The 23,255-nt window shown below is 72.3% G+C and carries 24 protein-coding genes; 11 read left to right on the plus strand and 13 right to left on the minus strand.

Features of this window, described 5'->3' with window-relative positions; translation table 11 throughout:
• Positions 1 to 18: 18 nt before the first annotated feature.
• Positions 19 to 783, minus strand: a complete 765-nt coding sequence (locus A3IG_RS0112755) for an ABC transporter permease (protein WP_078500395.1) — start codon at positions 781 to 783, stop codon at positions 19 to 21.
• A gap of 31 nt (positions 784 to 814) precedes the next feature.
• The gene (locus tag A3IG_RS0112760; RefSeq protein ID WP_018383953.1) at positions 815 to 1,615 is read right to left on the minus strand and encodes an ABC transporter permease; all 801 of its coding nucleotides are present in this window, start codon (positions 1,613 to 1,615) and stop codon (positions 815 to 817) included.
• A 267-nt stretch (positions 1,616 to 1,882) separates the two neighbouring features.
• Here A3IG_RS0112760 and A3IG_RS0112765 point away from each other — a divergent pair, with 267 nt between their 5' ends.
• A complete protein-coding gene (locus A3IG_RS0112765) occupies positions 1,883 to 4,324 on the plus strand; it encodes a transglycosylase domain-containing protein (protein WP_018383954.1) in 2,442 nt (813 codons plus the stop codon).
• 89 nt (positions 4,325 to 4,413) lie between these two features.
• Here the strand turns inward: A3IG_RS0112765 and A3IG_RS0112770 are convergent, their stop codons facing one another.
• Entirely contained in the window at positions 4,414 to 4,716 is a 303-nt protein-coding gene (locus tag A3IG_RS0112770; protein ID WP_051087481.1) for a GroES family chaperonin, read from the minus strand.
• A 157-nt stretch (positions 4,717 to 4,873) separates the two neighbouring features.
• Positions 4,874 to 5,194 carry a DUF3618 domain-containing protein gene (locus tag A3IG_RS0112775; protein ID WP_018383956.1) on the minus strand — a complete coding sequence of 107 codons (321 nt, stop codon included), beginning with the start codon at positions 5,192 to 5,194 and terminating at the stop codon, positions 4,874 to 4,876.
• A 119-nt stretch (positions 5,195 to 5,313) separates the two neighbouring features.
• Here A3IG_RS0112775 and bcp point away from each other — a divergent pair, with 119 nt between their 5' ends.
• Positions 5,314 to 5,781 (plus strand): thioredoxin-dependent thiol peroxidase, encoded by a 468-nt coding sequence (gene bcp / locus A3IG_RS0112780; protein ID WP_018383957.1) that lies wholly within the window; start codon positions 5,314 to 5,316, stop codon positions 5,779 to 5,781.
• 26 nt (positions 5,782 to 5,807) lie between these two features.
• Here the strand turns inward: bcp and A3IG_RS0112785 are convergent, their stop codons facing one another.
• A complete protein-coding gene (locus A3IG_RS0112785) occupies positions 5,808 to 7,103 on the minus strand; it encodes an SGNH/GDSL hydrolase family protein (protein ID WP_018383958.1) in 1,296 nt (431 codons plus the stop codon).
• Positions 7,104 to 7,190: 87 nt separating this feature from the next.
• Here A3IG_RS0112785 and A3IG_RS0112790 point away from each other — a divergent pair, with 87 nt between their 5' ends.
• On the plus strand, positions 7,191 to 8,597 hold the full coding sequence (locus tag A3IG_RS0112790) for a DUF445 domain-containing protein (protein ID WP_086019937.1): 1,407 nt from the start codon (positions 7,191 to 7,193) through the stop codon (positions 8,595 to 8,597).
• Positions 8,598 to 8,702: 105 nt separating this feature from the next.
• On the opposite strand, the gene A3IG_RS0112795 is transcribed toward A3IG_RS0112790, so the two are convergent.
• Entirely contained in the window at positions 8,703 to 10,211 is a 1,509-nt protein-coding gene (locus tag A3IG_RS0112795; protein WP_040911364.1) for an MFS transporter, read from the minus strand.
• A 16-nt stretch (positions 10,212 to 10,227) separates the two neighbouring features.
• Complete coding sequence (locus tag A3IG_RS29585; RefSeq protein ID WP_157862323.1) at positions 10,228 to 10,863, minus strand: TetR/AcrR family transcriptional regulator; 636 nt, start codon at positions 10,861 to 10,863, stop codon at positions 10,228 to 10,230.
• A 577-nt stretch (positions 10,864 to 11,440) separates the two neighbouring features.
• Between A3IG_RS29585 and A3IG_RS0112805 the strand changes: the two genes are divergently transcribed.
• The 3 genes from A3IG_RS0112805 to A3IG_RS0112815 all read left to right on the plus strand — a co-directional run bounded on the left by A3IG_RS0112805 (position 11,441) and on the right by A3IG_RS0112815 (position 14,455).
• Positions 11,441 to 12,436, plus strand: a complete 996-nt coding sequence (locus tag A3IG_RS0112805; RefSeq protein ID WP_018383962.1) for an ArsR/SmtB family transcription factor — start codon at positions 11,441 to 11,443, stop codon at positions 12,434 to 12,436.
• Positions 12,437 to 12,596: 160 nt separating this feature from the next.
• Entirely contained in the window at positions 12,597 to 13,448 is an 852-nt protein-coding gene (locus tag A3IG_RS0112810; RefSeq protein WP_026220214.1) for a fumarylacetoacetate hydrolase family protein, read from the plus strand.
• A gap of 227 nt (positions 13,449 to 13,675) precedes the next feature.
• Positions 13,676 to 14,455 carry an HAD-IIA family hydrolase gene (locus A3IG_RS0112815; protein ID WP_018383964.1) on the plus strand — a complete coding sequence of 260 codons (780 nt, stop codon included), beginning with the start codon at positions 13,676 to 13,678 and terminating at the stop codon, positions 14,453 to 14,455.
• An 11-nt stretch (positions 14,456 to 14,466) separates the two neighbouring features.
• On the opposite strand, the gene A3IG_RS0112820 is transcribed toward A3IG_RS0112815, so the two are convergent.
• Positions 14,467 to 14,817 carry an STAS domain-containing protein gene (locus tag A3IG_RS0112820; protein WP_018383965.1) on the minus strand — a complete coding sequence of 117 codons (351 nt, stop codon included), beginning with the start codon at positions 14,815 to 14,817 and terminating at the stop codon, positions 14,467 to 14,469.
• 88 nt (positions 14,818 to 14,905) lie between these two features.
• On the minus strand, positions 14,906 to 15,679 hold the full coding sequence (locus tag A3IG_RS0112825) for a GAF and ANTAR domain-containing protein (RefSeq protein WP_018383966.1): 774 nt from the start codon (positions 15,677 to 15,679) through the stop codon (positions 14,906 to 14,908).
• Between the two features lie 270 nt (positions 15,680 to 15,949).
• On the opposite strand from A3IG_RS0112825, the gene A3IG_RS0112830 reads away from it, so the two are divergent.
• The 4 genes from A3IG_RS0112830 (at position 15,950) to A3IG_RS0112845 (ending at position 18,712) form a co-directional block, all read left to right on the plus strand.
• Positions 15,950 to 16,801, plus strand: coding sequence for a helix-turn-helix domain-containing protein (locus A3IG_RS0112830; RefSeq protein ID WP_018383967.1), 852 nt, complete (start codon positions 15,950 to 15,952; stop codon positions 16,799 to 16,801).
• A gap of 10 nt (positions 16,802 to 16,811) precedes the next feature.
• Positions 16,812 to 17,015, plus strand: a complete 204-nt coding sequence (locus tag A3IG_RS35200) for a DUF397 domain-containing protein (protein ID WP_026220215.1) — start codon at positions 16,812 to 16,814, stop codon at positions 17,013 to 17,015.
• Entirely contained in the window at positions 17,016 to 18,020 is a 1,005-nt protein-coding gene (locus A3IG_RS0112840; protein WP_018383969.1) for a small ribosomal subunit Rsm22 family protein, read from the plus strand. It abuts the gene before it with no gap.
• Positions 18,021 to 18,157: 137 nt separating this feature from the next.
• A complete protein-coding gene (locus tag A3IG_RS0112845; protein ID WP_018383970.1) occupies positions 18,158 to 18,712 on the plus strand; it encodes a DUF6879 family protein in 555 nt (184 codons plus the stop codon).
• Between the two features lie 254 nt (positions 18,713 to 18,966).
• Here A3IG_RS0112845 and A3IG_RS0112850 read toward each other — a convergent pair whose 3' ends face one another.
• The 4 genes from A3IG_RS0112850 to A3IG_RS29590 form a co-directional block, all read right to left on the minus strand.
• On the minus strand, positions 18,967 to 19,977 hold the full coding sequence (locus A3IG_RS0112850) for an AraC-like ligand-binding domain-containing protein (RefSeq protein ID WP_018383971.1): 1,011 nt from the start codon (positions 19,975 to 19,977) through the stop codon (positions 18,967 to 18,969).
• A gap of 269 nt (positions 19,978 to 20,246) precedes the next feature.
• Positions 20,247 to 20,480: a hypothetical protein gene (locus tag A3IG_RS0112855; protein ID WP_018383972.1), complete on the minus strand. Its 234-nt coding sequence runs from the start codon at positions 20,478 to 20,480 to the stop codon at positions 20,247 to 20,249.
• A gap of 31 nt (positions 20,481 to 20,511) precedes the next feature.
• A complete protein-coding gene (locus tag A3IG_RS0112860; protein WP_018383973.1) occupies positions 20,512 to 21,087 on the minus strand; it encodes a TerD family protein in 576 nt (191 codons plus the stop codon).
• A 151-nt stretch (positions 21,088 to 21,238) separates the two neighbouring features.
• Complete coding sequence (locus A3IG_RS29590; protein ID WP_078500389.1) at positions 21,239 to 22,558, minus strand: Bcr/CflA family multidrug efflux MFS transporter; 1,320 nt, start codon at positions 22,556 to 22,558, stop codon at positions 21,239 to 21,241.
• A gap of 418 nt (positions 22,559 to 22,976) precedes the next feature.
• On the opposite strand from A3IG_RS29590, the gene A3IG_RS29595 reads away from it, so the two are divergent.
• Positions 22,977 to 23,228 (plus strand): zf-HC2 domain-containing protein, encoded by a 252-nt coding sequence (locus A3IG_RS29595; RefSeq protein ID WP_051087479.1) that lies wholly within the window; start codon positions 22,977 to 22,979, stop codon positions 23,226 to 23,228.
• The last annotated feature ends 27 nt before the right edge of the window (positions 23,229 to 23,255 follow it).

Here is a 23,255-nt window from a genome sequence, read left to right on the forward strand (position 1 = left end):
GGGGTGGGGTCCATGGGGTCAGCTCCCTGTGCTTCGGTAGCCGCGCACCGCCGCCCGCCAGGCGAGCGCCGCCACCCCGCAGACCGCGGCGGCGACCACCGGCGAGGCGAAGTCGGCGAACGCCGGCAGTCCCAGCGGGTCGGGTCGGTCCAGGACGTGCAGGGCGGGCATCCAGTTGACGAAGGCGAGCGGGACGACGAAGGTCACTCCGCGGACCAGGTCCCTGGCGAAGACGTGCGGGGGGAACTGCGTGAGGGTGTTGCCGCCGTGGGTGAACGCGTTCTGCACCTCGGCCGCGTCCGCCGCCCAGAACTGGAACGCGGCGCCCAGCACGTAGATCCCCGCGAAGATCGCCGTTCCGCTCAGCAGCATCCAGGGCAGCAGCAGCACCCGGTCCCAGGTCCAGTCGACGTCGAGCAGGACCAGCGACCAGGCCAGTGCCGCCCCGGTCTGGGTGAGCCTGCCGAGCCGCCGCAGCGCGAACCGGTCCGCCGCGACCTGGGCGAACACCGGGACCGGTCGTACCAGCAGCACGTCGAGCGAGCCGTCCCTGATCCGTCGCCCCACCTGCTGGGCGCTGCCGACCAGCAGGTCGGCGAGCCCCAGTGCCACCCCCGAGGTGCCGTAGAGGAACGCCACCTCGCCGAGTTCGAAGCCCCCCAGGGTGTCGGTGTGCGCGAACATCACCGCGATCACTACGAAGTCCAGCCCGCTCGTCACCAACTGCGCCAGGGTGAGCAGCACGAACGAGGTCCGGTAGGTCAGGGTGGAACGCATCCACATCGCGGCGATGAACAGGTAGCCGCGCACTCCGTCAACCACCCTGCACCACGACCCTCCTGGTGGCCATCGCGGTCAGCGCCTGCCCCGTGGCGAGCAGCACCACCGCCCAACCGGCCTGGAAGGCCATCGCGCCCACCAGTTCGCCCCCGGCGTGCCGGCCCAGGTACACGTCCGCCGGCACCTGGAGCAGCGCGGACCACGGCAGTGCCCGGGCCAGCTCGCCCAACCACCCGGGGAACAGGGTCAGCGGCAGCAGCATCCCGGAGAAGAACACGGCGGTCAGGACGCCGACGGTCCGCACACCGCTGCCGTCGAGCAGCCAGAAGCCGCTGAGCGCCACCAGGTAGCGCAGGGCGAAGCTCACCACGATGCCGAGCAGCACCGACACCAGGAAGGCGAACCACCGCGCCGGGCCGGTGGGCACCCTGAGGTCGAACAGGCACCCCCCGACCAGGACCGGTACGAGGCCCCGCCCCAACAGGTGGTACCCGGCCCGGCCGAGGTCCGCGCAGAGCCACCACAGTTGCAGGTTGACCGGGCGGTACAGGTCCACGGCCACGTCGCCGGTCCTGATGCGTTCGCCCAGCTCCTCCTCGAAGCCGCCGCCGAGCAACGACATGGCCGCCAGCAGCGCCTGCCCGAGCCAGACGAAGGTGACCGCCTGCGCCACGTCGTACCCGCCGAGCGCGGGCCGCTCGTCCCACAGCGCGAGGTAGGTGTGGGCCACGATCAGGCCGAAGACGGTGTTGGTGAAGGCCCCCGCCACGGTGGCGGCACGGTAGGTGGCGTACCTGCGGAAGCTGCGCACGGCGATGGCCGCGTACAGCCCCATGATCAACCTCCCCTGCGCGCCGGCCACAAAGCCCGCCACCCTAGCGACCGAGCACCGTGCCCCACCATGGGTTTTCCGCCCGGGCCCGGCCCGGAGCGCGACGCGCGGGGACGCCCGTCACAGCCCTGTCACAAGTACTCCCGCACCGCCTCTCGTGGCACGAACAGTGACACGACGCATACAGGATGGTCTTGGTAACTTTGTTCGTTTGACGCGCTGAGCCGCCGGGGCACAACCATTGGCCGTGGGCGAGGAGTCTGTACAGGTATGAGTGACGAGCCAAGTGGGACCATCGGCACCGGCCAGGGCGGCGACGGCGGCGGCACCGGCGGCCGGCGCCCCCGCCGGACGGGCTGGCGGCGGCTGCTGCCGACCTGGCGGATGGTGCTGGTCGGCACCCTGTCGTTCCTCGTGCTGTGCGTCGGAGCCTTCGCCGTCGGGTACGTGCTGGTGGACATACCGCCGGCGAACGCCGTGGCCAAGGCGCAGGCGAACGTCTACCTGTACAGCGACGGCACCGAGATAGCCCGCACCGGCGACGTGAACCGGGAGAGCATCCCGCTGAGCAAGGTGCCCAAGCACGTGCAGCGGGCGGTGCTCGCCGCGGAGGACCGCAACTTCTACTCCGAGTCCGCGGTCAACCCGCTGGCCATGGGCCGCGCCGCGTGGAACACCCTGCGGGGCGGGCAGCGGCAGAGCGGTTCCACGATCACTCAGCAGTACGTGAAGAACTACTACCTCAACCAGGACCAGACCCTCAGCCGGAAGGCGAAGGAGTTCTTCATCGCGATCAAGCTGGACCGGGAGACCACCAAGGACGAGATCCTGGAGGGCTACCTGAACACCAGCTACTACGGACGCAACTCCTACGGCATACAGGCGGCCGCCCGCGCCTACTACGGCAAGGACGCCGACGAGCTGACCGTCTCCGAGGGCGCCTACCTGGCCGCGCTGCTGAACGCCCCCAGCCTGTACGACGTGGTGGCCAACCCGGAGAACCGCAAGGCCGCGCTGGCCCGCTGGGAGTACGTGCTGGACGGCATGGAGAAGAAGGACTGGCTCACCCGGGCGGAACGCGACCGGCAGCGGTTCGCCGAGCCCGACCCGGTCCGGCCGCAGAACGGCCTCGGCGGCCAGGACGGCTACCTGGTGGAGGCCGCCAAGAAGTACCTCATGGACAACGACATCGTGGACGAGCAGTCCCTGGCGGCCGGCGGCTACCGGATCACCACCACCATCGACCGCAAGAAGCAGCAGGCGTTCGTGGACGCGGTGGACGACGAGCTGATGGCCGAGCTCAGCAAGGACCGCAAGGTGGACAGCTACGTCCGGGCCGGCGGGGCGTCCGTGGAGGCCAAGACGGGCCGGGTGGTGGCGCTCTACGGCGGCGTGGACTACCTCCAGCAGTGGACCAACAACGCCACCCGCCGGGAGTACCAGGTCGGCTCCGTGTTCAAGCCGATCGTGCTGGCCTCGGCCATCGACAACGAGGCCACCACCACCGGCGGGGTGCCGATCACCGGGTACACGGTCTACGACGGCAGCAACAAGCGCCCGGTGGTGGACCGCGACGGCCAGCCGGTCACCCCGTACTACGCGCCGGAGAACGAGGACCAGGTGGGGTACGGCTCGATCGACGTGAGCCGGGCCATGAACCACTCGGTCAACTCCGTGTTCGCGCAGATGGCCCAGGACGTCGGCACCGACAAGGTGAAGAGGACGGCGATCGACCTCGGGTTCCCGGAGGAGGGCATCGGGCTGCACTCCGGTCCCGCGATGGCGCTGGGCACCGCCACCCCCAGCGTGCTCGACACCGCGGGGGCGTACGCGGCCCTGGCCAACCACGGGGAGTACACCGAGCCCTGGCTGGTGGACATGGTCACCAAGAACGGCAAGAAGGTGGACCTGCCGCGCCACAAGGGCGAGAGGGCGATCGAGCGGGAGGCCGCCGACTCGGTCACCGAGGTGCTCCGCGGCGTCATCGACGAGCCGGGCGGCACCGGTTTCGAGGCCAAGGAGCTGGGCCGGCCGGCCGCGGGCAAGACCGGGACCGCGGAGGAGGACAAGGCGGCCTGGTTCGCGGCGTACACCCCGCAGCTCGCCACCGTGGTCAGCGTGATGGGCAAGAACCCGAACCCGCCGTACGACCAGAAGAAGCTGTACGGCGTGGCGGGGCTGCCCCGGGTCAACGGCGGTGGCTTCCCGGCGCAGATCTGGACGGCCTACATGCGCGACGCCCTGCGCGGCAGCTCCGTCGAGGACTTCGACCTCAAGACGACCGGCGGGGACCAGAAGCCACCGCAGGACTGGGAGCAGCCCGACCCGACGACCGGCGGGACCAGCGACTCCACCGACGACACCAGGGGCTCGCAGTCGCCGGACCCCACCGACGGGGGCACCACGGACGGCGGCACCACGGACGGCGGGACGACGGACGGGGGGACCACCGACGGCGGCACCGGCGACCCGGCGACCGGCGGGACCACCGACGGGGGCACCGTGGACGGCGGCACGACCGACGGCGGCACCACGGACGGCGGGACGGTGGACGGGGGCACCGTGGACGGCGGGACCACCGACGGCGGCACCGGCGACCCCACCACCGGCGGGACCAGCACCGGGAGCACCAACACTGGGACCACCACGGGGACCAGCACCGGGACCACCAGCGGCACGACGACGGGCACCACGACCGGCGCGGAACCGTAGGCCGCGGCGCGTACCGGGGGCCGGCCGCTCACCCGGCAGGTGGACCGGTGGTACCGCGGCACCACCGGGGGGCGCCCCGGGTGGGCCCGTCAGAGGTAGAGCCCGGTGGCGCCTTCCGCGCCCTGGAGGCGTTCGGCCGCCACCGCGTGCAGGTCGCGCTCGCGCATCAGGACGTAGGCCACCCCGCGGACCTCGACCTCGGCCCGGTCCTCGGGGTCGAACAGCACCCGGTCGCCGGGCTCGACGGTCCGCACGTTCTGTCCGACCGCGACGACCTCCGCCCAGGAGAGGCGCTTGCCGACGGCCGCGGTCGCCGGGATCAGGATGCCCCCGGTGGAGCGGCGTTCGCCCTCGGGTATGTCGGTGCGGACCAGCACCCGGTCGTGCAGCATCCGGATGGGCAGTTTGTCGCCGCCGAACCCGGAGTCGGGCCTACTGCGGTTCGCGTCACGGGACTTCTCAGAGCTCACAAGCCGACGTTACCCGCCCGGCGGGGACAGGGGGCGGTCAGGGGCTGTGGAACAGCCCGCGCAGCCGGCCGGACCGGGGTCAGCGCCGGCGCCTGGTGCGGACCAGGGCGACCAGCAGCACGGCGGCGGCGGCCACCGGGACGACGCGTTCCATCCGCGGGGAACCGTCCTCGTCGAGGAACTGCGCCCGCAGGTCGGTGACGGCCCGGTTGACCGCCACGTAGGCGCGCCCCGCGGAGCGGTCCACCGCGGCGGAGATCCTGACCCGGGCGTGGTCCTTGATCGTCTGGGGGTGGGCCCGCACCGCGATCTCCTCCAGTGTCCTGGCGAGTTCTTCGCGCTTGCGTTTGATGTCCGCCTCGATCTGTGCGGGTGTCCTGGTGTCCCCGTCCTCGGTCATGGGGGATAGTCTGTCAGGTCGCCCCGCGCGCCGTCGCCCGGCACCCCGATCCGGGAGCGGGGCATGGCCTACCCTCGGTCGGGTACGGAACCGCCCCCCGACGAGGAGCGCTTGAACAGATGAGCGAACGACTGCAGCCCGGCGACGCCGCACCCGGGTTCACTCTGCCCGACGCTGACGGCAAGCAGGTGTCGCTCGCCGACTTCGCGGGGCGCAAGGTGATCGTTTACTTCTACCCCGCCGCGCTCACCCCCGGCTGCACCAAGCAGGCCTGCGACTTCACCGACAACCTGGAACTGCTCGCCGACGCCGGCTACCAGGTGCTGGGCGTCTCACCGGACAAGCCGGAGAAGCTGGCCAGGTTCCGGGAGAAGGAGAACCTCCGGGTCACCCTGCTCGCCGACCCGGACAAGGAGGTGCTGACCGCGTACGGCGCCTACGGGGAGAAGACCATGTACGGCAGGACGGTGACCGGGGTGATCCGTTCCACCGTCATCGTGGACGGGGACGGCACCGTGGAGCGGGCCCTGTACAACGTCCGGGCCACCGGGCACGTGGCGAAGCTCATCAAGGACCTGGGTCTCTGACCCGACCGGTGCCGAGCCGCCCCGGCTCACAGCAGGGCCGGGGACGTGCTGCGCAGCACGTCGAGGTCCACCGAGCCGGCCATGGCCCGGTACCCGGCGTCGTTCGGGTGGAGGTGGTCGCCGGAGTCGTACCGGGGGGCGAGGCGGGTCGGCGCCGCCGGGTCCCGCAACGCCCGGTCGAAGTCGAGGACCGCGTCGAAGACGGAGCCGCCGCGGATCCGCGCGTTGACCTCCTGCCGCACCCGCTCGGGTTCGGGGCCGAACGACTGGTGCCCCCGGAACGGCGGGAGGGTGGCCCCCACCACCCGCAGCCCGTGCTGCCGGCCCCGGGTGGTGATCTCCCGCAGCCCGCGCACGATCCGCCGGGCGTCGGCCTGCCGGGGCACCTTGAGGATGTCGTTGGTGCCGAGTTCGACGACGAGCACGGCGGCGCCGGTCTGCCCCAGGGCGTCCCGGCGCAGCCGGCGCAGGCCGCTCGGCCCGTTGGACGGCACCCCCGGGTCGGCGTCCCGCAGCACCCGGTTGCCGCTGACGCCCTGGTTGAGCACGCCGAGCCGGGGTGCGTCCGGGCTGGTCAGCAGCCGGACGGCGAGGAAGTCGGTCCACCGGTGGTTGGCGTCCGGAGTGGACGTCAGACCGTCGGTGATCGAGTCACCGAGCACCACCACCGCGCCCTCGACCTCCCGGTTCCACACGTCCACGCCGGAGACGTACCGCCAGCGCGAGGTGCGTGCGGTGAACGCGTGCCGGCCGCTCTCCCCGGAGTGGTCACCCCGGGCCAGGTAGGAGGTCTGGCGGGCGAACGGGTGGTGGGTGACGGTGCCGCCGGCCAGCGGCGCGTGGACGGTCACCAGCAGGTCAGCGGCGGGGGGAACGAGCAGCCGCACCGGGTCGCTGACCGTGGAGGCGCCGGGCGACACGGTGGTCCTGCCGTGCCCCCCGAAGCGCACCACGCGCAGGGTGCCCGCCGCGGCGGCGGGGCCGGACGGCCGGGCGGCCAGGGCCACCGTGCACCGCAGGACCCGCAGCGGCCGGTTCCCGAAGGCGTTGGACAGGTGAATCCGGGCGGCGCTGCCGCCGACGCTGACGTGGACCACGTTGCGGACCGTCAGTCCCGGGTGTCCGCGGCCCGGGGCGGCCTCGGGCCCGCCGCCGACCTGGGCCGCGGACCAGCTCCCCACCCAGCCCCTGGACGGGGCTGACCGCCCGGCCTGCTCCCGCGGGTGGTCCAGGTGCCCGAGGAGGGCGGCGGTGCCGAGGACGACTGAGGCCAGCGCGGTCAGCAGGACGAACCCGGGGCACCTCGCCCTCCTGGTCGTCATCGGGCTCCTTCTCGGGTCGCGGTGCCGGGGCGGCGTTGTCCGTCCCGGAGGAACAGGGACAATACGCGGGTGGAGCCGGTGAACCAGATGGAGACACAGCGCGAGCGGCTGTTCCGTTCGGCCGGGGTCGCGGACCCCGGGCGGCGGCCCGCGGGGGAGCGCCGCGGTGCCCGGCGCCCCCCGGGGCCCGACGGGGCCGCCCCCGGGCCCGGGCGGCCCAACCCGGGCCGGATGTCCGAGGTCAGCGAGTCGGACGAGGTCAAACGGCGCGGGGTGCGCCGGATGAAGGTGTTCGCCACGGGACTGCTGCTGCTGGCGACCGTGGTCTTCGCGCTCGCCCGTTGGCGGGAGGAGTCCGGGGCCGGGGCGTGGGCCGGTTACGTGGCCGCGGCGGCCGAGGCCGGGATGGTGGGCGCGCTGGCCGACTGGTTCGCGGTCACGGCCCTGTTCCGCCGCCCGATGGGCCTGCCGATCCCGCACACGGCGATTATCCCCACCAAGAAGGACGCGTTCGGGCGCACCCTGGGCGAGTTCGTCGGTGAGAACTTCCTGTCCGAGGACGTGGTCAGGGCCCGGCTGCGCGCCGTGGGCATCGGCGGCCGGCTCGGCGTCTGGCTGGCCGAGCCGGCCCACACCGAACGGGTCACCCACGAGCTGGCCACGGCACTGCGCGGGGCCCTGGCGGTGCTGCGGGACTCCGACGTGCAGGCGGTCGTGGGGGAGGCGGTGACCCGGCAGGCCACCGCGCAGTCGGTCGCCCCGTCCCTGGGCCGGATGCTGAACAAGGTCGTCACTGATGGCGGCCACCACCGGGCGGTGGACCTGGTGTGCGTGCGGGCCCACGACTGGCTGGTGGAGCACCGTGCGTCGGTGATGGCCGCCGTCACCGAGGGAGCGCCCGGGTGGACGCCCCGGTTCGTGGACCGCAGGGTGGGCGAACGCGTCTACAAGGAGCTCCTGCGCTTCGTCACCGAGATGCGGGACTGGCCGGCGCACCCGGCACGGGGCGCCCTGGACCGCTTCCTGACGGACTTCGCCGGCGAGCTGCGCTCCGACCCGGACACCATGGCGCGCGTGGAGCAGCTCAAGGCGGACGTGCTGGCCCGGCGCGAGGTGCAGGAGCTGATCGAGTCGGCGTGGTCCGCGGTGCGGGCCATGGTGGTGGCGGCGGCCGAGGACCCCGACAGCCAGCTCCGCCGGCGGGCGCGGTCGGCCCTCGGGTCCCTCGGGGTCCGGATGCGGGACGACGCCCGGCTCCAGGCCAAGGTGGACGGCTGGCTCGAGGACGCGGCCACCTATGTGGTGACGACCTACCGGGACGAGATCACGTCCCTGATCACCGACACCGTGGAGAGCTGGGACGCGGAGCACACCTCACGCAAGATCGAGGCCAACGTGGGCCGGGACCTCCAGTTCATCCGGATCAACGGAACGGTGGTCGGTGCCCTCGCCGGACTGCTGATCTACACCGTGGCGCACGCCCTGGGCGGGTGAGCCGGCCCCCGCCCGCCCGCTGCCCGGGCACACCGGGAACGGTCCGCGACGCGGCCGGGCCCCGACCACGGAGGGTCGGGGCCCGGCCGGTCGGACGTGACCGGGTCAGTGCATGGCCACCGGGGTCGGCGCGTCGTCCAGCGCACCCGTGCCGGAGGCGACCTTCTCGGCGTTGGGCTGGCCGGCCTTGATCATGGTGAACGCGGCCAGGGCGGCGAGCAGCAGGATGCCGAACGCCCACCAGATGGCGTTGGTGTAGCCCTCCACCATGCCCTCGTGGAGCACCAGCTCCGGCGACTTGCGGTCCCCGGCGTGGTCGTTGAGGTAGGTGGTGGTGACGCTGGCCGCGATGGTGTTCAGCAGCGCGGTACCGATGGCGCCGCCCACCTGCTGGGAGGTGTTGACCATCGCGGACGCGACCCCGGCGTCCTGCGGCTGGATGCCGTGGGTGGCCAGGCTCATCGCCGGCATGAACGCGGTGCCGAGCCCCAGGCCGAGCAGGACCTGCGCCGGCATGATCAGGCCCCAGTAGGAGCTGTCCACGCTGAGCTGCGTCAGCATCAGCATGCCGAGCGCCGCCACCACGTAGCCGGGGGCCATCAGCATCCGCGCCGGGACGCGGTTCATCAGCCGGGCCCCGATCTGCGTGGAACCGGCGATCATGCCCACCACCATCGGCAGGAACGCGAACCCGGACTTGACCGGGTCGTAGGACCTGACCTCCTGCAGGTAGTAGGTCAGGAAGAGGAACAGGCCGAACATGCTGATCACGGAGAGGCCCACGGCGAGGTACACGCCGCCGCGGTTGCGGTCGGCGAGGACCCGCAGCGGCAGCAGCGGGGCCCTGACCCGGGACTCGACGACCAGGAAGGCCAGCAGCAGCAGGGCGGAGGCGATGAACATCCCGACGGTGACCCCGGCGCCCCACCCGTCGGACTCGGCCTTGGTGAAGCCGTAGACCAGGGCGACCAGGCCCGAGGAGGCCAACAGCACGCCGGGCACGTCCAGGGGGTTCCGGTTGAGGTCCTCGGCCCGGTCGTGGATCAGCGCGACCGCGCCGGCGGCGGCCACCAGCGAGATCGGGATGTTGACGAAGAACGTCCACCGCCAGTCCATGTACTCGGTCAGCAGACCGCCGAGCAGCAGGCCGATGGCGGCACCACCACCGGCGATGGCACCGAAGATGCCGAACGCCTTGGCGCGCTCCTTGGGCTCGGTGAACGTGACCGAGAGCAGGGACAGGGCGGTGGGGGCGAGCAGCGCGGCGAACACGCCCTGCAGGCCACGGGCGCCGAGCAGCATGGCCTCGTTGACCGCGGCGCCACCGATCGCGGAGGCACCGGCGAAGCCGAGCAGGCCGACGATGAAGACCCGCTTGCGGCCCCAGATGTCGGCGACCCGTCCACCGGCGAGCAGCAGGCCACCGAAGGCCAGTGCATAGGCAGTGATCACCCACTGCTTGTTGCCCTCGGAGATCTCCAGGGCCTTCTGTGCGGAGGGGAGAGCGATGTTCACGATGGTCGCGTCGAGGACGACCATGAGTTGGGCGAGAGCGATGAATATGAGTGCGGTCCAGCGACGTGGGTCAGGGCCCGCGGTGGGGGTGGAACTCATGGAGGAGGTCTGTCTCTCAGTCGTCGGTGGTGCTGCCCACAGGCCCGGCATGGGTCCGCGAGCTGGCTGGTCGTTCTGGGCAGGTGCAGCACCGTTGCGTGCGCAGCCCGTCGATGAGTAGGTCGATCTGCCGGCGCACCGTGTCCACGACGGGACGCGGAGAGCCCGGCAACGGGCGGGTGAGCTTGGCCAATGCGGTCAGGAAGTCACCCAAACACAAGTCATTCCGCATCATCCCTGTGGTTTGGGCGGAAGTCATCAGGTTTTTCACCAGGCCCAACAGCCTCTCGCGTGCCGCGTGGAGCGGCTCGTCGTCGGCGGTCTGCCCGTACACCATGGGCAGCACGGCGGCGAGGGAGCGGTTGCTGGCCCGGTGGGCGAACCGCCGCAGGGCGCTGAGGGCATCGACTTCCTCGGCGCGTGCGCGTTCGGCTTCCTCGGTGAGGACGCCCAGCACCTCGAGGCCGACGTGGTGGAGGAGGTCGTGCCGGCCGCAGAACCTGCGGTAGATGGTGGCGTTGCCGACGCCCGCCCGGCGGGCGATCTCCTCTATGGAAACCTCGGGTCCGTGTTCGACCAGGGCTTCACATGCCGCGGCCAGGATGCGCTCCCGGTTGCGGCAGGCGTCTGCCCTGAGGCGAGGTTCCGTCATGGTCACGGTGGCTAAACGGAGACTACCTCCCCGGTTATTTCTGGCCTTTGGGGTGACCTGTATCACACGGGTGCGCTTCGTTCGAGCAGCGGCGAATCTCCGACTTCAGGCGGCTGAACAGGCGGGGCGGTGCCATGGGAGCCGCCCCGGGTCGGGCCTGCCGAGGGGCTCGGCAGGCCGAATATCGCCTGCGGATGGATTGTTCTCAGCCATCTGATGGGTGGCGGACTTCTCCGGAGTTCAGCCGGTACGTTCCCTGGGGCGATGAGGGTGAGCGCGTGGTGCCGCGCCGTCCGGCGGCCGAGCGCGGCCGAGCGGAGGAGCCCGGGCGGAGGGACGTGGGACGACGGCGCGCCGGTGGTGGGTCCGCACCGGGACGGCTTGTTCCGGCCGTCGGAGCCCCGTGGTCGGGACCACCGGGCGGGCCTGCCGGGCGGGAGGGAGGAGCGGCGGTCCCTCGTCTCCTCCCCCGTCGGAGGCGTGGGACCGCCGCAGGGTTAGAGTGCGTGATGGGCCGTCACCACGTCGTCCTGTTTCGGTGTGGCCCGAAACAGGGACGTCCGGAAGAATCTCCCCCGTGGTCTACCGGATCCACTTCACCGCCCAGGACCTGGCTCGCACTCGGGTCGCTCGCTCCCCCTGGCCGCTGTGGGAGCTGATGATCGCCATCCGGGAGCTGCAGCTCCGGGACAACGCCGCGCGCATGGGCTCGTGGCGGCGCAGGGTGTTGTCGGAGCTGCCGCCGCAGACCCGTCTGGTCTTCGAGCTGGTGCCGCCGCTCGGTGTGACGCCGTCGTTCCTGCGCCCGCCCCGGCCGGGACGGCTCAGCGAACTGGCGCAGTCGGTCCGGGCCACGCCCAAACAGCGCATCCGCCGGGACCTGCGCGCGGTGGCCGCACACCAGCCGCTGCCGAGCTGGGCGTTCCGGCTCGCCGACGACCAGGAGCTGCTCGACCGCTTCACCGAGGCGCTCACCCAGGTGCACGCCACGGCGGTGGCGCCGATCTGCGCCCAGCTCAGGGCCGAGTTGGACTCGGACCACGCGCTGCGCGCCCGGGAGTTGGTGGACGGCGGCGTGGAGCGCCTGCTGGCCGGGCTCTTCCCCCGGCGCATCCGGTGGCGCGCCCCGGTCCTGGAGCTGGCCATGCCCTCGGGGCTCGAGGGCGACCTGCATCTGGAGGGGCGCGGGCTGCTGCTGAAGCCGTCGGCCTTCCTGCACTCCGCCCCGTTCCTCGACGCGGACGTGGAGCCGCAGCCGGTGGTGGGGTACCCCGCCCGGAACACCAACGGGTGGCCGCTGGGCGCCAGGGCGCGGCCCCGCGACGCCGAACGGGCGCCCGGGCCACTGGTCTCCCTGCTCGGCCGGACCAGGGCCGCGGTGCTGCACGCGGTGGCGGAGCGCCCCGGGTGCACCACCACCGAGCTCGCCGCCACCGCAGGCATCGCCCTGGCCAGTGCCAGCGAGCACGCCGCGGTGCTGCGCCAGGCCGGGCTGATCATCACCCAGCGACACCGCAACACCGCGCTGCACTCCCCGACGCTGACCGGAATGGCCCTGCTCAACACCGGCTGAACCCCCGCTGACCAGCGGCGGGCCCGAGCCCCCCCGCGACCGAGGCGCCCACTGGGTGGACCGGACTTGCGCAGGTCAGGGCGGGACTCACAGCATGGGGGACACCACCGGCCCGCTCCAGGTACTCCGGAGCGGGCCGCTCGCTGACGGAGGGATCTGCGTGAAGCTGCTGCGAATCGGACCGGCCGGTGCCGAGCGCCCGGCGCTGCTGGACTCGGACGGGACGCTGCGCGACCTGTCGGGCGTGGTGTCCGACATCGACGCCGCGCTGTTGGCCGACCCCGAGGGCCTGGACCGGATACGGGCCGCCGCGGCGGACCTGCCGGAGCTGGACCGGGCCGGGGCGCGCCTCGGCCCTCCGTTGGCCGCCCCCGGGAAGATCGTCTGCATCGGGCTCAACTACCACGACCACGCCCGGGAGACCGGCGCGGCGATCCCCGGCGAGCCGATCGTCTTCATGAAGGCACCGGACACGGTGGTCGGCCCGGAGGACACCGTGCTGGTGCCGCGGGGCAGCGTGAAGACCGACTGGGAGGTCGAGCTCGCGGTGGTGATCGGCCGCACCGCCCGGTACCTGGACAGCGCTGACCAGGCCCTGGCGCACGTCGCCGGCTACGCGGTCGCCCACGACGTCTCCGAGCGGGAGTTCCAGATCGAGCGCGGCGGCCAGTGGGACAAGGGCAAGAACTGCGAGACGTTCAACCCGCTCGGTCCCTGGCTGGTCACCGCGGACGAGGTGCCGGACCCGCAGGCCCTCCCGCTGCGGCTGTGGGTGAACGGCGAGCTGAAGCAGGACGGCAGCACCGCGGACATGATCTTCCCGGTGGCCGAGCTGATCCGCTACCTGAGCCAGTTCATGACGCTCTACCCCGGCGACGTGATCAACACCGGCACCCCCGCCGGGGTTGCGCTCGGCCACCCGGACCCCAAGCCCTACCTGCGGGCCGGCGACGTGGTCGAGCTGGAGATCGAGGGCCTGGGCCGGCAGCGCCAGGAACTCAAGGACGCCTGAGCCACGGCACCGGGACGGTTCCCGCCGGGGGCGGTGTGTACGGCCGCCGCACCCCCCGCCTTCGGCGGTCGACCCTCGTCGTCGCCCCGGAAAATGGTCTGTTCCTGTTCGTCCCCTTCTGTTTGAGATCGTCAATCAACCTGAGATGATCGGACCGAGACGGCCTGGCGGCCGGCCAGTCAGCGACGGCCGACCAGCACACCGACGGCCTGAGACGGAGCCAGCACGTGGCAGAGCGCAAACCGATCGAGTCCTGGCTCACCGACATGGACGGGGTCCTGATCCACGAGGGCGTGCCCATCCCCGGGGCCGCGGAGTTCGTCAAGCGCCTGCGGGCGTCGGGGAAACCGTTCCTCGTGCTGACCAACAACTCCATGTACACGCCCCGTGACCTGCACGCCCGGCTCAACCGCATGGGGCTCGAGGTGCCGGTGGAGGCGATCTGGACGTCCGCCCTCGCCACCGCGCGGTTCCTGGACGGCCAGCGGCCCGGTGGCACCGCCTACGTCATCGGCGAGGCCGGGCTGACCACCGCCCTGCACGACATCGGCTACGTGCTCACCGACACCGACCCCGACTACGTCGTCCTCGGCGAGACGCGCACCTACAGCTTCGAGGCGCTGACCAAGGCGATCCGACTGATCAGCAGGGGGGCCCGGTTCATCGCGACCAACCCGGACGAGACCGGTCCGTCCGTCGAGGGCGCGCTGCCGGCCACCGGATCGGTCGCCGCGCTGATCACCAAGGCCACCGGCCGGGCACCGTACTTCGTCGGCAAGCCGAACCCGCTGATGATGCGCGAGGGCCTGAACAAGATCCAGGGCCACTCCGAGTCCAGTGCGATGATCGGCGACCGGATGGACACCGACGTGCTGGCCGGGATGGAGGCCGGGATGGAGACGGTGCTGGTCCTGACCGGGGTCACCCAGCCCGAGGACGTGGAGAGCTACCCCTACCGTCCGTCCCGGGTGTGCGCCTCGATCGCCGACCTGCTGGACGCGATCTGACCGGTCGGAGGTCAGCCGAGGCGGAACTCCGAGGCGTCCGGCAGGATCGTGAAGTGCCCGGCGAGGCGGGTGACCCGCAGGGTGCGCAGGGTGAACGGGTCGTCGCACACCAGCCGCACCCGGCCCGACCTGGCCAGGGCCCGGTTGCGTGCCCGGACCAGCGCGGTCAGGCCACTGCAGTCGAGGAACGTCACCCGTCGCAGGTCGAGTACCACGTCGGGCCGGTCCCGGGTGGTCAACGAGTCCAGGTAGGAGATCAGCCGGGGTGCCGCGAGGGCGTCCACCTCGCCGCTCACCTCCACCACCACGGTCTCACCCGCTAACCGTTCCCGTATGCGGGACGTCGGTTGGTCGTCGGACATCACGTACCTCTTGAGTCACCCGCGCGGGCCGGGGCCGACGCGGGGCGGTGGCCGTCCGTGCCGTCCCCCGAACACGGGGTCGGCGCGGTCAACGGCCGCCGCCGGAACCTGGTTGGCGGCGACCGGGACGCATGTGGTCCGTCGCGATGCCGCCCATGACAATGGCGCGGGAGACCTCGGCGACGCGCTCGTTGTGTGCCCTGGCGTAGCCGCGCAGCGTCTCGAACGCCTCGCCCACCGTCACCCCCCAGCGCTCCGCCAGCACGCCCTTGGCCTGCTCGACCACGATCCTGCTGTGCAGCGCCGTCTGTAGCTGTCCCACGAGCAGCTCGCTCTGCCGCAGCGCCCGCTGCCGCAGCAGGGCCGCCGACGCGGTGTCGGCCAGCGCGACGGCCAGCCGGACCCGGTGGTCGGCCAGCGGCCCCGGATGGTCGAGGAACAGCCCCAACACCCCCAACGCCTCCCCGTCCGCCCGCAGGGGCACCGCGTACGAGGCCCGCACCCCCGCCGCCTCGGCCCGCTCGGCGTACCGTGGCCACCGGGCGCGGTGGTCCTCGTGGTCGGGCCAGCACACCACCTCGCCGGCGTGCAGGCACCGCGTGCACGGCCCCTGCTCCGGCCGTTCCCGAAGGAGCCGGGGCAGCCACCCGCCGCCGTTCGAGGCGGCGACGACGGGCGCTCCGCGGCCCCCGTCCCACACCACCACCCCGGCCGCGGTGGCCCCGACCAGCTCCACGCACCCCCGAGTGAGCCGCTCCAGCGTCGGGAGGGGGTTCGACACGTCCAGGGGCGCCCCCGCCAGCTCCACGAACGCCTGCGCCAGCCGCAGCTCCCGCGGTGTGCCGGCTTCACCCTCAGCCACGTCAAGACTCCCCGGCAGAACGTGTCCCACATCACATCCTGCCACCTTCGAACATGTGCGCACCAGAAGTGATCCCGCCATGCTTCACCGGACGTCGAAGGTGGAACGCGCCCCCCTGGCAGGGGGCTCCGCGTCCGAACGCGGGGGGTGGAGCCGTCCGGTCGCGGTGCTCAGGGGACGCCTCCTCGTGATCGCTGAGGGCGATGGCCACACCACCCAACGTAGGGCGCAACATAATGGTGGCGCAACCTATGGGTAAGGGGGAAACGGATGCCTCCACGGAGCGACCCCACGGCGCGCCAGGAGCGGTTGGGCAGGGAACTGCGCAGGCTGCGCGAGGCCGCGGGCCTGACGGGGCGGCGCGCCGCGGCGCTGATCGGGACCACCCCGATGCAGGTGAGCCACATGGAGACAGGGCGGTCGGGGGTCAGCGAGGAGCGGCTGCGGTTGATGGCGTCCCACTACGGGTGCTCCGACGGGGCCCTGCTCGACGCCCTGGTCCGCATGGCCGGCGAGCGCGGCAGGGGGTGGTGGGAGAGCTACCGGGGCCTGCTCGGCCGGGAGGCGATGGACCTCGCCGAGTTGGAGTCCGGCGCCACCCACATGCGCGTGTTGCAGTCCGCCCACGTTCCCGGCCTGTTGCAGACGGAGGCCCACGTCCGCGCGCTGCTGTCCTACGGGAGCCCCGCGTTGTCGCCGCGCCAGTTGGAGGAACGGGTCGAGTTCCGCGTGCGCCGGCAGGAGGTGCTGCGACACGAGAACGCGCCGGATCTCACCGCGATCATCCACGAGGCGCCCCTGCGGATCCGGGTGGCGGACAGGGCGGTCGCGCGTGCGCAGTTGGTTCACCTGCTCGAGGTCTCCGAGCTGCCGAACGTCACCGTGCGCGTGATCCCCTTCGACCTCGACGGGTTCGGCGGGGCCGGTCTCTCCATGCTCTACGCGGGTGGAGAGGTGCCCAGGCTGGACACCGTGCAGTTGGACGCCCCGTACGGGCTCGCCTGGCTGGATGCGGAAGCTCAGCTCAGGAGGTACCGGGAGACCTTGGATAAGGTGGAGGAGGTCGCGCTGGCCGTACCCCAGTCGCGAGATCACATCCGTGAGATCCATCGTGAGCTGTGAAAGGCGTGTCGTGCCCTCCCCCGCAATATGGCAGAAGTCCTCCTTCTCCGGGGTGGACGGAAGCCACAACTGCCTGGAGGTCGCCGCCGACGGCGGGACCGTCCACATCCGGGAGGGCGACCGGCCCCAGGAGATCGTCGCCATCGGCCCCGCGGCCCTGCGGGACTTCGTCCTCGGCGTGAAGGCCGGGGAGTTCGACCAACCGGGGGCTTAGGTGGACCTGCCCGCAGAGCTCGTCCGCGCCCTGGACCGCGGCCTCGCCGGCGCGTCCCCCAAGCCGTTGGCCGGAGCGGTGGAGCGGCTGATGGCGCACTACCGCGGCACGGTGGGGATGGCCACCGACCACCCCCTGCTCAGCCGGCGGGAGGACGTCGTCGCGTACGCCGCGTACCGGATGCCGGCGACCTACGCCGCGGTGCGGTCCGCGTTGGGAGCGTTCGCCGCGTTGGCCCCGACGTGGGCGCCCGGCAGCCACGTGGACGTCGGCGGAGGGACCGGGGCGGCGGCCTGGGCCGTCGCCGACGCCTGGCCGACGGTGGGCCGCACCACGGTGCTCGACTGGGCCGGGCCGGCCCTGGAGCTGGGCCGGGAGCTCGCCGCGGCGTCGCCGGTGCTCGCCCGCACCGCCGAGTGGCGACGGCAGCGGATCGGCGCGGGGCTCGAGGTCCCCGGCGCCGACCTGGTGACCGTCTCCTACGTGCTGGGTGAGCTGACCGGCGAGGACCGCGAACGGGTCGTCGCCGAGGTCCTGGCGCGCGGTCGGGTGGTGGCGGTGGTGGAACCCGGGACCCCGGCCGGATACCGGAGGGTCCTGCGGGCCAGGGAGCAGGCGATCGAGGCCGGTTGGTCCGTGGTGGCGCCCTGCCCGCACGGCGCGGCCTGCCCGGTCGTTCCCGGCGAGGACTGGTGCCACTTCGCCGTGCGGCTCCCCCGTTCCTCGGTGCACCGGCAGGTCAAGGGCGGGTCGCTCGGATACGAGGACGAGAAGTTCAGCTACCTCGTGGCGTCCCGCACCCCCCTGCCCACGGCCCGGCACCGCGTGCTGCGCCACCCCGCCCAGCGCAAGGGCATGGTCACCCTCCAGCTCTGCGCGGACGACCTGACGGTGCGCCGGACGGTCGTCACCAAGAAGCGCGACCCCGATCTCTACCGTGCCGCACGTGACACCTCGTGGGGTGACGCATGGCCTCCGGAGGGCGACACCGTGCGCCCTCGATGAGACGGTCGGGTCCGGGGCATGCTGGACTGCGACGAAGGGAGACCGAGTATGCCAGGAAAGTTATGGGTTGTTGCTAAGAAACTGACTGCACAGAGCTTTTCGGTGTTCGACTGCTTCGAGTCCGAAGGTTAGCGGTGATGTCTGAGTTCATCGATGACGCTCAGTTCATGTCCCTCTTCGAGGAGTTCGAGCACACCGCCTGGCGGTGGGAGACCAGGCAGGGCTACGACAGTGACCGGCAGACGGAGGCCTACCAGCGGTTCCTCCAGGGGGAGGACCCGGACGCCAGCGCCTACCGCCCGTGGTGCATGGACGTCCGCCGACAGACGGCGCAGGGAAAGCGCATCGGCCGGGTCCGGCTGGTCGACGCGCCGCCGACGCCCGAGCAGGGGTACCTGCTGGTGACCGGGTGGACCAACATCGAGGCGGGCGAGGACATACGCAGCCTGCTCCGCTCCGACGCGGCCAAACTCGACCTGCCCATGGCGGACTTCTGGCTGTTCGACGCGCGCACCGTGCTCCAGCTCCACTTCGACGACCAGGACCGCTACCTCGGGTCGGAGGTGGTGCGGACGCCCGGCGAGGTCCTGCGCGCCTGCCAGGTACGGGACACCGCCTGGCACCACGCGGTCCGCTGCCTGGAGTTCGGCCTGCGGGCACCGACCATCGACCGGGTGCCCACCGGGCGCTGACGGCGGGTTCGCCCCGGGCGGCACCCGGCTGACCGGACGGCGCCTCCCCGGCACCCTGGCGCCCGCGGGGCGGGCCGTCGGCCGAACGGCGCAGGTCCGCACCCCCGTGACGGACCTGCGCCTGGCCCGGGGCCGACACGACTGGCTCACCCGGTCCTCGCGGGACCGGGCCACCGGTCATCGTCGGCGGTCATGGGGCGAGTCGCGACCGGGTGGTCCTCCTGGAGTTTCGCAGGGCGTCGCGGGGCGCGTCCTTAGCAGAAAGCGCACTTCTCTTGTCCGTGTGTGCCAGGCGCGGCCCGCAGGGCGATGTCCCGGTAGTCCTTCGGGCTCACTCCGTAGGCGGAGCGGAAGGCCCGGCTGAAGTCCGCGGCCCTGGCGAAGCCCCACCGGGCGGCGATGGTGTGGATGCGGCGGGCGGCCAGCCGGGGATCGGCCAGGTCCTGGCGGCAGTGCTCCAGTCGCTGCTGCCGGACCCAGGCCGCGACGGTGGTCTGCTCCTCGTGGAAGAGCCGGTGGAGGTGGCGCAGCGAGATGTGGTGCGCGGCGGCGATCACGGCGGGGGTCAGCTCGGGGTCGGCCAGGTGCTGGTGGATGAAGGCGTGGATGCGCAGCAGCAGCGCGCGGCGGTAGGCGTCCCGGGTCAGCGCGGCCTCGGCGTCGAGGTGCTGGGCGAGTAACGCGGCGAACAGGTCCACCACCACCGCTCCCAGTCGGCTGGCCTCGGCGGGGCGGCAGCACTGGCTGTCGGTGCCGAGCCGGATCAGCATCCCGGCGAGGAGGGCGCCCATGCCCTGGTCGGTCCGGATGCGGGCGGCGGTCAGGCGGTGGACGTCCGAGGCGCGGAAGGAGAGCAGGCTCCGCGAGAACTGGGCGACCAGGTGGCCGAGCGGACCATCGCCGGGCGGGACCCGGGAGAAGAACGGTTGGGAGGAGTCCTTGATGACCAGGTCCCGGGGGCGCAGCGTCATCTCGTGACCGGCGTGCCCCAGCGTCATGCTGCCCCGCAGCGGGACCAGGAGCTGGCAGAGGCCGGGGTCGGAGCGCCGGATCAGTTGCTCCGTGCGCTGGGCCCTGAGCGACGGGTAGGTCAGGGTGAAGACCTGGACCGAGCCGAGGTTCCGGGTGTTCAGAGTGCCGTGGAAGTCCTCGACGTGGTCGCTGTGCAGCCGCACCGGCACGATGGACGAGGCCAGTAGCTCTGACCACTGGGCGAAGCGATCACGTGACGGTAAGTCGTCGTCGGACGGGTCGGTCGTGTGCATGTGTTCTCCCCCGTGGTGCCGCCTTCCGGGCGCGCGTGGCGTTGTCGTTGACTTCCTCCCCCGCCCGGGGGCGGGGGATTCCACGGGACGCCCCGCGGGTTTCCCGCTCTCCGGGGCTGCCGCGCCGCGGACGTTCCCGTCGGGCGGGCGCCGGCTCCACGGGGCGGCACCGCCGGTTCGGGGGCCGGATGCCCCGCGTCGCGTCGGCGAACGGCTCCGGCGGGGGCCCTCCCGAAGGGGAAGGCCCCCGGTCCCGGACCGGATGGCCGTTACGGGCGCAGGTGCGTGTCGCCGTGCGTCCGGGCGAACTCCTCCACCGCGTTCAACGCGTCCTGCACGGCCTGGGGCGAGCCGTGGCCCTGCTGCTGCGCGTAGTAGGCGGCGCCGAGCTTGCGCAGCAGGTCCTGCCCGGCGCGCTTCTCCTGCACCTCATCGACCTTGTGCCGGCCCTCGTTCAGGGCCCGGGTGGCCGATTCCTTCGCACGGTCCAAGAACCCTGCCATGTCGTACGGCTCCTTGCTGTCGAGGGGTGGGTCAGCCGTTGACGCCGAAGTCCTGCGCGATCCCGGCGAGCCCCGAGGCGTAGCCCTGCCCGACGGCGCGGAACTTCCACTCCGTCCCGTGCCGGTAGAGCTCGCCGAAGACCATGGCCGTCTCCGTCGAGGCGTCCTCGGTGAGGTCGTAGCGGGCCAACTCGGAGCCGCCGGCCTGGTTCACCACGCGGATGAAGGCGTTGCGGACCTGACCGAAGCTCTGCCCGCGACCCTCCGCCTCGTAGATGGAGACCGGGAACACGATCTTGGAGACCTCGGCCGGCACCGTGGCCAGGTTGACCTTGATCTGCTCGTCGTCGCCCTCGCCCTCGCCGGTGAGGTTGTCACCGGTGTGTTCGACCGAGCCGTCGGGGCTCTTGAGGTTGTTGAAGAACACGAAGTGCTGCGGGGTGAGGACCTTGCCGTCCTCCTTGACGAGCAGGGCCGACGCGTCGAGGTCGAAGTCAGAACCGGTGGTCGTGCGCACGTCCCAGCCGAGGCCGACAGTCACCGCGGTGAGGCCCGGGGCTTCCTTGGTCAGCGATACGTTGCCGCCCTTGCTGAGGCTGACACCCATGATTTCTCGCTCATTCCCGGTGCCGGGCGTGCACCGAATCGATGACTTGACTGACTCTTTGCCCTGTCCCGCCAACGACCGCCCCCCTGCCGAGGTTCCCGAGAGCTGGTCCGAGTGGGGTAGGCCACGTTCGAACACGCCGGTGGGTGGTTCAGCCGGCCGTCGCGTCCGCGGTCCGCCGCCAGGGCCGGCACAGGCCGACGAAGGCCGCCGCGGCCACCACGGTGGAGCCCGTCATCACCAGCGCCATCGGGACCGCGGACCCCTCCCCGCCCAGGCCCACCACCGGTGGCGCCACCGCTCCGATCAGGAACTGCACGGTGCCCAGCAGCGCCGACGCGGTGCCCGCGGCGTGCGGGGTGAGCACCAGTGCCTGAGCGGTGGTGTTGGGCAGGGTGATGCCCATGGCCGACGTCAGCACGAACAGGCAGCCGGCCACCGGCGCCAGGCCGACGTTCCCCACCGCCCCGGAGACCAGCACCACCAGGGTGCCGCTGGCCACCCCGCTGGCCGTCAGCCCAACGGCGAGCACCCGGTCCAACCGCACCCGGCCGACCAGGACCTTGCCGTTGACCTGACCCATGGTCACCATGCCCACCGAGTTCAGCCCGAACAGCAGGCTGAACGTCTGCGGCGACGCCCCGTACAGCTCCTGGACCACGAACGACGAGCCGGAGACGTAGGCGAACAACGCCGCGAACCCGAACGCGCCGGTGAGCACGTACCCCAGGAACCGGGTGTGCCCCAGCAGCCCGCGCACGGTGCGCCGGGTCTGCCGGAACCCCCCGGTGTGCCGGCGCTCCGGGGGCAGGGTCTCCCGCAACCACAGGGCGACGACGACGGTGAGCGCCGCCCCGGCCGCCCCCAGCACCACGAAGATGCCGCGCCAGGCGGTGAACCGCAGCACCTGGCCGCCCAGCAGCGGGGCCAGGATCGGCGCCGCACCGGAGACCAGCATCAGGGTGGAGAAGAACCGCGCCACGTCGAGACCCGAGTACAGGTCGCGGACCACGGCCCGGGCGATCACTATCCCCGCGGCCCCGGCGAGCCCCTGGAGCAGGCGACAGGCGATCAGGGCGGGCACGTCGGGTGCCACCGCGCAGGCGAAGGTGGCCAGGGAGAACACCGCGAGGCCGAGCAGCAGCGGCCGGCGCCGGCCCAGCGCGTCGCTGAGCGGCCCCACCACCAACTGGCCCAGTGCCAGCCCCGCCAGACATGCGGTGAGGGTGAGCTGCACCCGGGGGGTGGTGCTGTGCAGCGCGTCGCCGATCTCCGGCAGTGCCGGCAGGTACATGTCCAGGGAGAGGGGGACGAGCGCGGACAGGGTGCCCAGGATCAGGATCATGGCAAGACCGGCCGGCGGGGCACCGGGGGGTCCGGCCCCGGCGCGCTCCGTGGCGCCCGGCGAGGAAGGGACCGGGGTGGCTGCCGACCGCGGTGGTGCGGCGGGCGTCGGTCTGTCGTCCGGCATGGGAAGGTGCCCTCCTCGGGCCGTGCTGCGGGTGCGGCGCTGGGACCGCACGTCGTGCCCGGTGCCTCCCGGGGGCGCGACGCACTCGGGTCGTGGACTCCCCACGTCCCCACGTCCCCGCGTCCCCACGGGCGGGGTCCGCGCGGGGTCCGCGGGGGGAGTGGCGTACCACCGGCGGAACGATACGCCGAGGCCGGTGCGACCCTGCCTCGCCCCCACGTCAGGTCGTCCGTCCGATCGCCCGGCCCACCTGCCGTGTTACCCCAACACCCTTGGAAACAAAGGGGTTTGTTGGTGTGCGCCAGATCGCGGCAGCGCCCTGGGACCCCACCCGGTGCGCCCGCGCGATCCTTGCCGGTGTGTTCGGGCGGCGCGCAGAATAGAGGGCTCGAAGATGCCGGAGAACGGGGGTTTCCGCATGTCCGAGTCACCACACGAAGGTGCCCACGTCCAGATGCTGTTGGGCGCGTACGTGTTAGGCGCGCTGACGCCGGAGGAGGACCGGCAGGTGGCCGCGCACCTCCAACGGTGCTACGCCTGCGGCGCCGACTACCTGGAGGTGGCCGAGGCGCCCTCGTTGCTGGCGATGGTGGGCGAGTCGGACCTGCTGGACGGCTTCGCCGGGCGGCCGGAGCGCGGGGACAGGCGCCGGGACCCGGAGGAGGACTGAACTCCGCGGGGGACGTCGTCGTGCCAC

This window comes from Wenjunlia vitaminophila DSM 41686 (genome assembly GCF_000380165.1).
GTDB lineage: Bacteria > Actinomycetota > Actinomycetes > Streptomycetales > Streptomycetaceae > Wenjunlia > Wenjunlia vitaminophila.